Here is a 12791-nt window from a genome sequence, read left to right as displayed (position 1 = left end):
GGAGGGGCTTTTACGCCGCGCCTTCCGCTTCCTCGCGCGCCAGCCATTCCTCGAGCCATTTGATCGTATAGTCGCCATGGATGACGTCGGGAGCGGCGAGCAGTGCCTGATGCAGCGGGATGTTCGTCTTGACCCCGCCGATCACCATTTCCTCGAGCGCGCGGCGCATCCGCATCATGCAGCTTTCGCGCGTGCGGCCATAGACGATCAGCTTGGCGATCATGCTGTCGTAATAAGGCGGGATCGAATAGCCGGCATAAAGCCCGCTATCGACGCGCACATGCATGCCGCCCGCGGCATGATAGTTCGTCACCTTGCCCGGCGAGGGCATGAAGGTGCGCGGGTCTTCGGCGTTGATCCGGCACTCCATTGCGTGGCCGCGGAACTCCAGATCCTCCTGCGTCACCGACAGGCCGCGGCCGTCGGCGATGCGGATCTGTTCGCGGACGAGGTCGAAGCCGGTGATCATCTCGGTCACCGGATGCTCGACCTGGATGCGCGTGTTCATCTCGATGAAGAAAAACTCGCCATTCTCCCACAGAAACTCGATCGTGCCGGCGCCGCGATAGCCCATCGCCGCCATCGCGTCGGCGCAGACCTTGCCCATGCGCGCGCGCTCCTCGGCCGAGATGATCGGCGAGGGGGCTTCCTCGAGCACTTTTTGATGGCGCCGCTGCAGCGAGCAGTCGCGTTCGCCCAAATGGATGGCATTGCCCTGACCATCGCCGAATATCTGAAATTCGATGTGGCGCGGGTTGCCGAGATATTTTTCCATATATACGGTCGGGTCGCCGAACGCCGCCGCCGCTTCGCTCGACGCCTGACCCATCAGGCTTTCGAGGCTCGCTTCGTCGGAGACGACCTTCATGCCGCGGCCGCCGCCGCCCGACGCCGCCTTGATCAGCACCGGATAGCCGGCTTCGGCCGCGATCCGTTTCGCCTCGTCGCCATAGGTCACCGCACCGGGCGAGCCAGGGACGACCGGCAAGCCGAGCTCGACCGCGGTGCGTTTCGCTTCGACCTTGTCGCCCATCGTGCGGATATGCTCGGGCTTCGGGCCGACGAAGCAGATATTATGCGCTTCGATGATCTCGGCAAAACGCGCGTTCTCGGACAGGAAGCCATAGCCGGGATGGATCGCGTTGGCGCCGGTCACCTCGGCGGCCGAAATGATCGCCGGGATGTTGAGATAGCTGTCCTTGGCGCTCGGCGGGCCGATACACACGGCTTCGTCGGCAAGACGGACGTGCATCGCGTCGGCATCGGCGGTCGAATGAACCGCGACGGTCTTGATGCCCATTTCGTGGCAGGCGCGGTGGATGCGCAGCGCGATCTCGCCGCGGTTGGCGATCAGCAGTTTTTCGATGGTCATCGGATCGTTCAGCCGATGGTGAACAGCGGCTGGTCGAACTCGACCGGCTGGCTGTTCTCGACATGCACCGCTTTCAGCGTGCCCGAGGTCGGCGCGACGATCGGGTTCATCACCTTCATCGCCTCGATGATCAGCACGGTATCGCCTTCCTTCACGGCCGAACCGACCGCCGCGAAATTCGGCGCGCTGGGTTCGGGGGCGAGATAGACGGTGCCGACCATCGGCGACTTTACCGCTCCGGCAAAACTGTCGGCCGCAGGGGCGGCCGCCGCCGGAGCGGCAGGGGCGGCGGGAGCTGCCGCAGCGGGGGCCGCAACGGGAGCGGGCGCGGCGGCATAGGCGACAGGCGCGGCGGTCAGGGTCCGTGCGACGCGGACCTTGCGATCGCCGTCCTCAACCTCGATTTCCGAAAGCTGCGTGTCGTCGAGCAGTTCGGCGAGCGCGCGAACAAACGCCGGATCGATGTTGATGCCATTGTCTTTATGGTCACCCATGAGAATTTTTCCTGTTGTTGCGGCGTCGCGGTTCCGACGCCCTGACCCCGTTTTTTGATGCGCCCTATTGTCAGAGACGGGCGGCGGCGTCCAGCGCCAGCGTATAGCTGTTCGCGCCGTGACCTGCAAAATGGTCCACCGCCGCCATGCCGACATAGCTCAAATGGCGGAACTCTTCGCGCTTCATCGGGTCCGACAGGTGAACCTCGATCACCGGCACCTTGATCGACTTGATCGCGTCGTGAATCGCGATCGAGGTGTGCGTATAGCCGCCGGCGTTGAGCAGCACCGCTTTGGCGCCCGCGACATAGGCCTCGTGCAGCCAGTCGATGAGCACGCCTTCATGGTTCGTCTGCCGGCATTCGAGCCGCAAGCCCAGTCCTTCGGCCTGCGCTTCCAGCCGCGCGTGAATGTCGTTGAGCGTGTCGTGGCCGTAAATCTCGGGCTCGCGGGTGCCGAGCAGGTTGAGATTGGGGCCGGAGAGGACATAAACTGTCGGCTTGTCGGAACGATCGCTGGTCAAGGGCAAGGTCTTTCGGTTGCGGCGACGGGCGCTCCCCCTATATGGGCTGCTCGGCAAAAGGCAAAGCAAGGCGGATTCCCCGGTGATATCGGTCATTCTCAACGGCGAACCCCGTCAGGTGCGCGAAGGCAGCATCGCCGACCTCGTCGCGTCGCTGGGGCTTGACGTGAAGAAGGTCGCGGTCGAGCGCAATCGCGCGATCGTCCCGCGCTCGACGCTCGCCGAAGTGGCGCTCGCCGAGGGCGACGCGCTGGAAATCGTTCATTTCGTGGGAGGCGGCTAAGGTGTCAGCGGATCAGTGGAGTGTCGCCGGGCGGACGTTTACGTCGCGGCTGATTGTCGGCACCGGCAAATATAAGGATTTCGAACAGAATGCGGCGGCGGTCGAAGCGTCGGGGGCCGAGATCGTCACCGTCGCGGTGCGCCGCGTCAACGTTTCTGATCCGACAGCGCCGATGCTGACCGACTATATCGATCCCAAGAAGATCACCTACCTGCCCAACACCGCGGGCTGTTTCAACGCCGATGATGCGATCCGGACGCTGCGGCTGGCGCGCGAGGCGGGGGGGTGGGATCTCGTAAAGCTGGAAGTGCTCGGCGAGGCGAAGACGCTGTATCCGAACATGCGCGAGACGCTAGAAGCGACCGAGGTGCTTGCTAAAGAGGGCTTCCTGCCGATGGTCTATTGCGTCGACGATCCGATCGCCGCGAAGCAGCTCGAGGATGCGGGCGCGGTCGCGGTAATGCCGCTCGGGGCGCCGATCGGGTCGGGGCTGGGCATCCAGAACCGGGTGACGATCCGTCTGATCGTCGAGGGGGCGTCGGTGCCGGTGCTTGTCGATGCCGGGGTCGGCACGGCGAGCGATGCGGCCGTGGCGATGGAACTCGGCTGCGACGGGGTGTTGATGAACACCGCGATCGCCGAAGCGAAAGATCCCATCCGTATGGCGCGCGCAATGAAGCTGGCGGTCGAGGCCGGGCGCGACGCCTATCTGTCGGGGCGGATGGGGCTGCGCAAATATGCCGACCCGTCGAGCCCGCTGGCGGGGTTGATTTAGGGGCGGGTATCGGCCGGCAGCTGTCGTAACTGGCATGCACCCCGGCGAAGGCCGGGGTCCAGGGCGCAAGTGCGCGGCGCCGGCTTTCCAATGCTCGGGACTCCGGCCTTCGCCGGGGTACATAAAACGGGCGAACGTTCGCTCCCCACCCCAAAATTGCCCTCGTGCTGATTGAGCCATGCAAAGTCGGTTGCCCATCTCCGATAAAATAGGTTAGTATTCTAATTATTTTGTCCGGAGGGAAAATGACCAGCATTGCGGTAATCGTCGGCAGCACGCGCGAGGGATCGTTCAATCGTATGCTCGGCGACCTCGCCGCCGCGAGTCTTGCGGCGCAGGGCGCTACCGTGACGCGCGTCGATCTGGCGACGTTCGATCTGCCGCTCTATTCGGCGGCGCTCGAGGCGGATGATTTTCCGCCCGACGCACAGCAGCTCAAGGACATTTTCGCGGCGCAGGACGGGCTGCTGTTCGTGTCGCCCGAATATAACGGGTCGCTGCCGCCGCTGCTCAAGAATGCGATCGATTGGGCGTCGCGGCCGACCGGGGGCGAGGGGCTCGTCGCGCTGACCGCCTATCGCGGCAAGGTGGCGGCGATCATGTCGGCGTCGATCAGTCCCTTCGGCGGGCTGCGCGGGCTGATGCATTTGCGCCAGATCCTGTCGACGATCCAGATGCTGGTGATCCCCGAACAGGTGGTGGTGCCGAATGCGCACGCGGCGTTCGCCGAGGATGGCAGCCTGAAGGAGGCGCTGCCGGCGTCGCTGGTCGAAATGACGGCCGGGCGGCTGGTCGCGGTCGCGAAGGCGCTGTCCGCCTAGCGCGTCCGCTCGATATTGTCGCCCCAGTCGGCTTCGAGCGTTGCCAGCAGCGCGTCGAAGCGTTCGTGGCCCAGCCGTTCGGCAAGCTGGTCGGACAGCGCATCCATCGCGCGCTGCGCGTCATGCCGCATCTTTGCACCGGTTTCGGTCAGCGACACGATCATGTGGCGCCGGTCGCCGGGGTCGGGCGCGAGTTCGACGATGCCGAGCTTGACCATCTGGCCGATCGTGCTGTGGATCGCCTGCCGCGACACGCCGAGGTTGCGCGCAATGTCCGACGGGCGCACGATGCCGCTGACGATGTTGGTCATCACCATCGATTGCGGGCGGCTGACATCGGGCCAGCCGCGATCGTGCAGTCGCGCCTGCAGGCCCTCGTCGAGCCAGCAGAAGCGTTGAAAAAGGGCGATAATAAGCTGATTGGTACGCATGAAGAGCCGCGATTTCCCCCGTTTGCCGGCCGAGCGCCAACCGCGGCACGCTAGAAGAAGGGCCGGGGCGAGGCAAGGCGGAGCGGCATTGCAAAAACAAAATACTTAGTATACTATGCTTTTAACGAATGGACGAGGGAGAGTCGTGCCGACATGGACGGATTGATGCAGAATGTGCCGCTGACGGTCGACCGGATCATCGATCATGCGGCGAACTGGCACGGCGACCGCGAGATCGTTTCGCGCGATGCCGAGGGGCGCGTCACCCGTTCGACCTATGCCGACATCCACGCCGATGGGAAGCGCGTCTCGAATGCGCTCGCCGGCGAGGGGATCAAGCCGGGCGACCGTGTCGCGACGATGGGCTGGAACGGCGCGCGCCATCTTGCGGCATGGTATGGCGCGGCGGGGATGGGAGCGGTGCTCCACACGCTCAATCCACGCCTGTTCCCCGAACAGATCGCCTATATCGCGGACCATGCCGGCGACCGGCTGCTGATCGCCGATCCGGCGGTTGCCGATCTGGTCGCGGACCTGCTGCCGCAGGTGCCGTCGATCGAAAAGGTGATCTTTTTTTGCGACGCGGCGTCGATGCCGGAAACTGATTTCGAGGCGATCGCCTTCGACGACTGGATCGCGGGGCAGCCGGCCGAATATGACTGGGGCGGCTTCGACGAAAATGCCGCCTGCGGGCTTTGTTACACCAGCGGGACCACCGGCAATCCCAAGGGCGTGCTCTATTCGCACCGCTCCAACTATATCCACGCGCTGATGACGTTGCAGCGCGACGCGCTGGCGCTGTCGGCGCGCGATACGGTTCTGCTGGTCGTGCCGATGTATCACGCCAATGCATGGGGCGTCGTCTACTCGGCGCCCGCGGTCGGCGCGAAACTCGTGTTGCCCGGCCAGCGGATGGACGGCGAATCGATCTATAACCTGATCGAGGAAGAGGGCGTCACCTATTCGGCCGCCGTACCGACCGTCTGGCAGATGCTGCTCACCTATATGCAGGAAAACGGCAAGCGCTTCACGACGTTGGAACGTGTGACGATCGGCGGCTCGGCATGTCCCGAATCGATCATCCGCACTTTCCGCGACGATTATGGCGTCGATGTCGTCCAGGGCTGGGGGATGACCGAAACCTCGCCGCTCGGGACGGTATCGGTGCCCAATGCGTCGGTTGCGGCGAAGGGCGATGACGCGCAGATGGCGTACAAGCTGAAGCAGGGGCGGCTGCTCTGCGGGCTCGAGATGAAGCTGGTCGACGACGCGGGAGATCGCCTGCCGCACGACGGCAAGACGCCGGGGCGGCTGATGATCAAGGGGCCGACGATCGCGCGCGGCTATTTCGGCGGCGAGGGCGGCGACGTGCTCGATGAGGAAGGCTTTTTCGACACCGGCGACGTCAGCACGATCGACGGCGAAGGCTATATGCAGATCACCGACCGCGCCAAGGATGTCGTGAAGTCGGGCGGCGAGTGGATCAGCTCGATCGAAATCGAGAATATCGCGATGGGGCATGACGCGGTCGCCAACGCCGCGGTCGTCGGCGTCGCGCACCCGAAATGGGACGAGCGGCCGATCCTGCTCTGTCAGCTCAAGGACGGCAGCACGGCGTCCGCCGACGATTTGAAGGCGTATCTCGACGGCAAGATCGCCCGCTGGTGGATGCCCGACGATGTGCTGTTCGTCGATGAAATCCCGCTCGGGCCGACCGGCAAGATCGACAAGAAGGCGATCCGTGCCGGGCTGGAGGGATATAAGCTGCCCTTCGAAGTGACCCGCTGATGCAAATTCTTCCCTTCGTCATGCCGGACTTGATCCGGAATCCATCGCTGCATGGACTCCGGGTCAAGTCCGGGGTGACGATGGTGGTGATCCGCAGATAAATTCAGATTAGGAGAGACGATGATGGTGGACCCGAACGGGATCGCAGGACTGGATGCGCAATTTATCGGGCGCGTGTCGCCGACCGCGCCGCGCATTCAGGCGGGCGGGCATCCGTGCCAGGGCATCTACTGGACCGAGGCGGGCAAGCGCCCGAAGGTGGCGGTCATCGCTACCCATTATAATGTCGATTTCTCCGAACATTATATCGCGCCCTATTTTGCGCGGCAGGGCATCGGGTTCCTCGGCTGGAACACGCGTTATCGCGGCTTCGAGGACCAGTTCCTGCTCGAACATGCCGTGCTCGACATTGGCGTCGGCATGAAATGGCTGAAGGAAGAGGCCGGGGTCGAACAGATCGTAATCCTCGGCAATTCGGGCGGCGGCTCGCTGATGGGCGCCTATCAGGCCGAGGCGATCGCGCCAACGTTGACCGACCGGCTTCCCCCGATCGGTCAGGATGCGCTGGCGCAGCTCATCAAGGGTGATCTCTATATCAGCTTTAACGCCCACCAGGGGCGTCCCGAGGTGCTGACCGACTGGATGGACGCGTCGGTGATCGACGAGAATGATCCGGTCGCGACCGATCCCGAACTCGATCCGTTCAACCCCGATAACGGCCCGCCCTATTCGGACGCGTTCATCGAAAAATATCGCGCCGGGCAGCGCGCGCGCAACCAGCGGATCACCGACTGGGCGAAGGCCGAACTTGCGCGGCTCAATGCCGCGGGCATTCCCGATCGCATCTTCCCGATGTTCCGTTGCTGGGGCGACATCCGCTGCGTCGATCCGGCGATTGACCCGTCGGACCGCAAGCCGAACTGGTGCTATCGCGGCGACCCCGCGACCGCGAACCGGACGCCGAGCATCGGCCGCGCCAACACGCTGAAGACCTGGCTCAACATGTGGAGCCTCGAAACCTCGCCATGTCAGGGGCAGCCGCACCTCGCCAAGCATGACACGCCCGCGCTGGTCGTACAGGGGACGGCCGACACGGGCGTCTTCCCGAGCGACGCGCGCAAGATCTTCGATTTCCTCGGCTCGACCGACAAGAAACTCGAACTGATCACCGGGGCGCATTATTTCGAGGATTCGATAGAAGAGCGCCAGAACGCCGCCGACCTCGTCGGCGCGTGGATCCGGGAGAAGCTGTGACGTGACGGCGGAGGCCGAAATCATTGCCGGATTGCGAAATGCCGGTTTGACGGGGGAGGGCGACGTCGTCCTTCAGCCGTTGACCGGCGGCGTGTCCTGCGACGTGTGGAAGGTCGAGACGCCGACCGGCCCGATCGTCGTCAAACGCCCGCTGCCCCAGCTTCGCGTCGCCGCCGAATGGCTCGCGCCGGTCGAACGCGGGACGAGCGAGGTGCGCTGGTTGCGGCGTGCGCGCGGCGTCGACCCGCGGCTCGCGCCCGAAGTGCTCGCCGAACTGCCGACGGGGCACGCCTTTGCGATGCGCTTCCTGCCCGGCTGTCCGGTGTGGAAAGACGAGCTGATGGCGGGGCGTGTCGACCTCGCTTTCGCCGCGCAGGTTGGTGCCGGTATCGCCGCGGTTCACGCCGCGACCGCGCATAACGACGGCGACCGCGGCGACTTCCCGAACGACGAGATGTTCCGCGCGCTGCGCGTCGATCCGTTCCTGCTCCATGTCGCGCGGCATGATGCCGAACTCGCGCCCATCCTCACCGCGCTTGCCGACGATCTTTCGGGACGCAAGATCGCGCTGGCCCATGGCGACGTCAGCCCGAAGAATATCCTCGTCAGCGCCGGTGGCCCAGTGTTTCTCGACGCCGAATGCGCGGTCTATGGCGATCCGGCCTTCGACCTCGCCTTTTGCACGACGCACCTGCTGCTGAAGGCGGTGTGGTCGGGCGACGCGCGGCTGAACGAGGCGGCGGCGGCGCTCGTCGACGCCTATCGCGCGGGGATCGACTGGGAAGATACGGGCGGGCTGATGCTGCGCGCGGGCAAATTGACCGCGGCGCTGCTTCTCGCGCGGGTCGAGGGCAAGTCGCCGGCGCCTTATCTGACCAACCCCGAACACAAGAACATCGTGCGCGATCAGGCGCGGGCGCTGATCGCCCGCCCGTCGCCGCTCGGCGAACTGGTCGCCAACTGGAAAAGGAACCTTGCATGACTTCGCGTATCGCCTCCGTCACCGGCCGCCAGCTCTGGGATTCGCGCGGCCGGCCCACCGTCGAGGCAGAGGTCGTGCTGGAATCGGGCGCCATCGGCCGCGCCATCGCGCCCGCGGGCGCTTCGCGCGGCGCGCATGAAGCGATCGACCTGCGCGACGGCGGCGCGGCATTCGGCGGTTTCGGCGTGAACGGTGCGGTTGCGGGGATCGGTGCCGAGATTGCGGGTGCGCTCGCGGGCATGGATGCGCGCGAACAGGTCGCGGTCGATATTGCGCTGTGCGATCTTGACGGCACGGCGAACAAGGCGCGGCTCGGCGCGAATGCCGTCGTCGCGGTGTCGATGGCGGTGCTGCACGCCGCCGCGGCGGACGCGCGCGAGCCGCTGTGGCGCTATCTGGCCGAAGGGCGCAAGGTGCGCGTGCCGCTACCCGAGATCCAGATTTTCGGCGGCGGCGCCCATGCCGGGCGGCGCACCGACGTACAGGATTTCATGATCATGTGTCCGCAGGCCGGAAGCTTCCGCCGCGCGCTCGAAATCACCGACGATGTCTATCGCGCCGCAGGCAAGCTGATGGAAGCCAAGGGGCCCTTGTCGGGGGTCGCCGACGAAGGCGGCTGGTGGCCGAACTTCGCGTCGAACGAGGATGCGCTCGACACGCTGACGAGGGCGATCGAGGCGAGCGGGCACCGCGCGGGCGAGGAGGTGTTCATCTCGCTCGACATCGCGGCGAACGAGCTGGGTGACGCCGACGGCTACACCCTCGCGCTCGACGACGGGCGCCTGTCGGGTAAAGCGATGGCGGCGCGGATCGTCGAATGGGCGGGGCGCTATCCGATCCTGTCGATTGAGGATCCGGCGGGACAGGACGACTGGACGACGATGGCGGCGGTCACCGCGGCGATCGGCGAGCGCGTCCAGATCATCGGTGACGACGTTCTCGTCACCGACGCGGCGCGCGTCGAACGAGCGGGCGAGGCGGCGGTGTGCAATGCCGCGCTGATCAAGGTCAATCAGGTCGGCACAGTGACCGAGGCAAAGGCCGCGCTCGACGCCGCCGTGACGCGCGGCTGGGGCGCGATCGTTTCGGCGCGCTCGGGCGAGACCGAGGATGTCACCATCGCGCATCTCGCGACCGGCTGGAACGCGGGGCAACTGAAGGTCGGCAGCTTCACGCGGTCGGAGCGTATGGCGAAGTGGAACGAGATGCTGCGGATCGAGGAAGCGATGGGCGGCGACGCCGAATTCGCGGGCTTTTCGGCCTTTGCCGGGTCGATCGGCCGGGTGACGGCATGATCGTCCTCCACGCCCGGCCGAGCCCCGGCTTTCGCGAGGCCGTCGATGAAATCTTCGGGCCGGGCGTCGTCGTGCATGTCGACGAGGCAGCACCGCTCGACGAGGTCGCGCCCGAGATTACAGCGCTGCTCCATGTGCTGACGCCCGTGACGCCCGAGTTCATCGCGTCGGCACCGAAGCTCAAACTGATCCAGAAGCTCGGCGTCGGCGTGAACACGATCGCGCTCGACGCCGCGCGCGACCATGAAGTCGCGGTGTGCAACATGCCCGGCACGAACAGCCAGGCCGTCGCCGAAATGGCGTTGTCGTTGATGATGGCGGTGCTGCGCCGCACCTGCTTCTTCGATGCGCGCACGCGCGCCGGCGAAGGCTGGAGTGCCGACCCGTCCGAACTCGACAGCGTCGGCGAGATCGGCGGGCGCACGGTGGGGCTGGTCGGTTTCGGCAATTCGGCGCAGCTCCTCGCGCCGGTGCTCGCGGCGCTGGGTGCGAAGGTCGTCTATACCGCGCGCAGCCCGCGCGACGTGCCTTACGACTATTCGCCGCTCGACCGCCTGCTAGCCGAAAGCGACATCGTGTCGCTGCACATGCCGCTGACCGACGAGACGCGCGCGAGCATCGATCCCTTCGCGATGAAGAAGGGTGCGGTGCTGGTGAACACCGCGCGTGGCGAGTTGGTCGATCAGGCCCGGCTGGTCGAGGCGATGGCGTCGGGGCATTTGCGCGGCGCCGGGCTCGATGTCTTCGCCGAAGAGCCGCTGCCGCGCGGCAATCCCCTGCTCGGCCTGCCCAATGCGGTGCTCGCGCCGCATATCGCCTGGCTCACTCCCGAAACGCTCGTGCGCAGCCTCACCGTGGCGCACGAGAATTGCCGTCGCCTCGCGGCGGGCGAATCTCTCCTTCATCAGGTGGTCTAATGTCGCTTCCCATCGTTCTGATTACCGGTCAGCTTTTGACCGACGCCGTGTGGCAGCCACTCCTCGATGCATGGGCGGACCGCGAGGTGATCGTCGCCGACAATCGCAGCGACGATACGATCGAGGGCTTCGCGCAGCGCCTGCTCGACAACGCCCCGCCCAAATTCGCGCTTGTCGCGCACGCGATGGGCGGCTTCGTCGCGTTCGATGTGATGCGCCGCGCGCCCGGACGCGTTGCGAAGCTTGCTCTGATCTCGACGCTCGCTTCGGCCGACGGCCCGGCGCAGACGGCGCGGCGGCAGGGCTATATCGACCTTGTCGAGAGCGGCAATTTCGATCAGGTTGTCGAAGAACGCATCCCGATCCTCTTTCCCGAAGAGAAGCGGAATGACGAACGACTGCTCGGAATCGCGCGGGCGATGGCGGCCGATACCGGCGCCGACACCTTCCTTGCGCAGCAGCGCGCGATCATGGCGCGTATCGACAGCCGCCCGCGGCTCGGGGAGATCGCGGTGCCGACGCTGCTGATCTGGGGCGAGAAGGACGGCATCACCAGCCGGGCGCATCATGACGAGATTGCAGATGCGATTCCGGGGGCGCGGCTCGAAGTGATTGCGGGCGCGGGGCATCTGCCGACGGTCGAGGCACCGGAGGTTTTGGTACCGTTGTTGACGGATTTTATCGACGCCTGACCAATTCGTCATCCCGGCGAAGGCCGGGATGACGACGGTGAGATCCCGGCCTTCGCCGGGATGACGCTGTCAGGCGAGTTCGGCCCGCACCAGTGCGGTCCCGTCGACCATTGTCTTCAGCTTGGCCTGGCTATGCTCGCGGCTGTGATATTTCATCCCGCAATCGGGCGCGATCCACAGCCGTTCGGCGTCGACATAACGCAGCGCCTCGCGGATGCGGCCGGCGACGACCTCGGGAGTTTCCACATCGGGAATCGACAGATCGAGCACGCCGTACATGATCGTCTTGGTGGGCAGTTCGGCGAGGATCGCCGGGTCGAGCCCCGGCTGTGCCGCTTCGATCGAGATGACGTCGATCGCCGACGCTTCGAGTTCGGCGAGAAAATCATAGGCCTTGGGCTTCGGCCCCGTTGCGCCGGCGCCATGGTGCACCATCGCATAGCCGAAACAGATATGCAGCGCGGTCGTGCCGCCGACCCCCTCGAGCGCGCGGTTGATCGCCTCGATCGCATAGCTGTTCGCCTCGGCGGCGCGTGCCTGCAGATAGGGTTCGTCGAGCTGGACGACATCGACACCCGCCGCGAACAGATCCTTCACCTCGGCATTGACCGCGTCGGCATAGTCCATCGCGAGCGCCCGCGCGTCGGGATAATAGCCATTTTCCGCTTGCTGCGTCATCGTGAACGGGCCGGGCAGGGTGAGCTTCACCGGTTTGGTCGAATGGCGGCGGAGGAACGCTGCATCCTGCGCCTCGATCGGCGCGACGCGGCGGATCGGGCCCGAGACGAGTGGCACCGGGTTGGCATTGCCGGTGCGGTCGACCGCGGTGCCGTGCTTTTCGCTATCGATTCCCGACAGCGCGGTCGCGAGGCGGTTCGAATAGCTTTCGCGGCGCATTTCGCCGTCGCCGACGATGTCGATGCCAAGTTCTTCCTGATCGCGAATCGCCATCAGCGTTGCCGCTTCCTGCGCATCGGCGAGCCACGGTTCGGGGATGCGCCACAGCGTCTCGGCGCGGACGCGCGGGGGCAGGCTGGCCTTCAGCCGTTCGCGGTCGATCAGCCAGTCGGGCTGGGGGTAGCTTCCGACGATCGTCGTCGGCAATATGGGGTGGTCGAACAAGGCCAATCCTCTCGATTTTCAGGCTGGCCAGTATTTACTTAG

Annotated in this window: 12 protein-coding genes and 1 pseudogene; 8 read left to right on the top strand and 5 right to left on the bottom strand. The window is 65.4% G+C overall.

The annotated features are described in order from the left end of the window. Positions 1-10: 10 nt before the first annotated feature. From accC to AN936_RS12100, 3 genes are all read right to left on the bottom strand, one after another. On the bottom strand, positions 11-1372 hold the full coding sequence (gene accC, locus AN936_RS12110; RefSeq protein WP_054588383.1) for an acetyl-CoA carboxylase biotin carboxylase subunit: 1362 nt from the start codon (positions 1370-1372) through the stop codon (positions 11-13). Positions 1373-1380: 8 nt separating this feature from the next. Then, a complete protein-coding gene (gene accB / locus AN936_RS12105; RefSeq protein ID WP_054588382.1) occupies positions 1381-1866 on the bottom strand; it encodes an acetyl-CoA carboxylase biotin carboxyl carrier protein in 486 nt (161 codons plus the stop codon). Positions 1867-1936: 70 nt separating this feature from the next. After that, positions 1937-2389, bottom strand: a complete 453-nt coding sequence (locus tag AN936_RS12100) for a type II 3-dehydroquinate dehydratase (protein ID WP_054588381.1) — start codon at positions 2387-2389, stop codon at positions 1937-1939. Between the two features lie 82 nt (positions 2390-2471). Here AN936_RS12100 and thiS point away from each other — a divergent pair. Both thiS and AN936_RS12085 read left to right on the top strand, forming a co-directional pair. Beyond that, positions 2472-3447 (top strand): annotated as a pseudogene (gene thiS / locus AN936_RS12090) (sulfur carrier protein ThiS). Between the two features lie 245 nt (positions 3448-3692). Next, positions 3693-4268 carry an NADPH-dependent FMN reductase gene (locus AN936_RS12085; RefSeq protein ID WP_054588379.1) on the top strand — a complete coding sequence of 192 codons (576 nt, stop codon included), beginning with the start codon at positions 3693-3695 and terminating at the stop codon, positions 4266-4268. On the opposite strand, the gene AN936_RS12080 is transcribed toward AN936_RS12085, so the two are convergent. After that, complete coding sequence (locus AN936_RS12080) at positions 4265-4699, bottom strand: MarR family winged helix-turn-helix transcriptional regulator (protein WP_054588378.1); 435 nt, start codon at positions 4697-4699, stop codon at positions 4265-4267. The genes AN936_RS12085 and AN936_RS12080 overlap by 4 nt on opposite strands. 153 nt (positions 4700-4852) lie before the next feature. Between AN936_RS12080 and AN936_RS12075 the strand changes: the two genes are divergently transcribed. From AN936_RS12075 to AN936_RS12050, 6 genes are all read left to right on the top strand, one after another. Continuing rightward, positions 4853-6487, top strand: coding sequence for a long-chain-fatty-acid--CoA ligase (locus tag AN936_RS12075; protein ID WP_054588377.1), 1635 nt, complete (start codon positions 4853-4855; stop codon positions 6485-6487). 120 nt (positions 6488-6607) lie between these two features. Then, a complete protein-coding gene (locus AN936_RS12070) occupies positions 6608-7741 on the top strand; it encodes a lysophospholipase (protein WP_234715547.1) in 1134 nt (377 codons plus the stop codon). 1 nt (position 7742) lies between these two features. Further along, positions 7743-8723, top strand: a complete 981-nt coding sequence (locus tag AN936_RS12065) for a phosphotransferase family protein (protein ID WP_054588376.1) — start codon at positions 7743-7745, stop codon at positions 8721-8723. After that, the gene (gene eno, locus AN936_RS12060; RefSeq protein WP_054588375.1) at positions 8720-10018 is read left to right on the top strand and encodes a phosphopyruvate hydratase; all 1299 of its coding nucleotides are present in this window, start codon (positions 8720-8722) and stop codon (positions 10016-10018) included. Before AN936_RS12065 ends, eno begins: the two co-directional genes overlap by 4 nt. Further along, positions 10015-10935, top strand: a complete 921-nt coding sequence (locus AN936_RS12055; RefSeq protein WP_054588374.1) for an NAD(P)-dependent oxidoreductase — start codon at positions 10015-10017, stop codon at positions 10933-10935. Before eno ends, AN936_RS12055 begins: the two co-directional genes overlap by 4 nt. Beyond that, positions 10935-11627, top strand: a complete 693-nt coding sequence (locus AN936_RS12050; RefSeq protein WP_054588373.1) for an alpha/beta fold hydrolase — start codon at positions 10935-10937, stop codon at positions 11625-11627. The genes AN936_RS12055 and AN936_RS12050 overlap by 1 nt, the downstream gene beginning before the upstream one ends. Positions 11628-11696: 69 nt before the next feature. Here AN936_RS12050 and AN936_RS12045 read toward each other — a convergent pair whose 3' ends face one another. Further along, positions 11697-12731, bottom strand: coding sequence for a 5-methyltetrahydropteroyltriglutamate--homocysteine methyltransferase (locus AN936_RS12045; protein ID WP_420496844.1), 1035 nt, complete (start codon positions 12729-12731; stop codon positions 11697-11699). Positions 12732-12791 lie beyond the last annotated feature (60 nt).

The sequence above is a fragment of the Sphingopyxis macrogoltabida genome, assembly GCF_001307295.1.
In the GTDB taxonomy this organism is placed as follows: domain Bacteria; phylum Pseudomonadota; class Alphaproteobacteria; order Sphingomonadales; family Sphingomonadaceae; genus Sphingopyxis; species Sphingopyxis macrogoltabida_B.
This window is presented reverse-complemented; position numbering and strand designations above follow the sequence as displayed.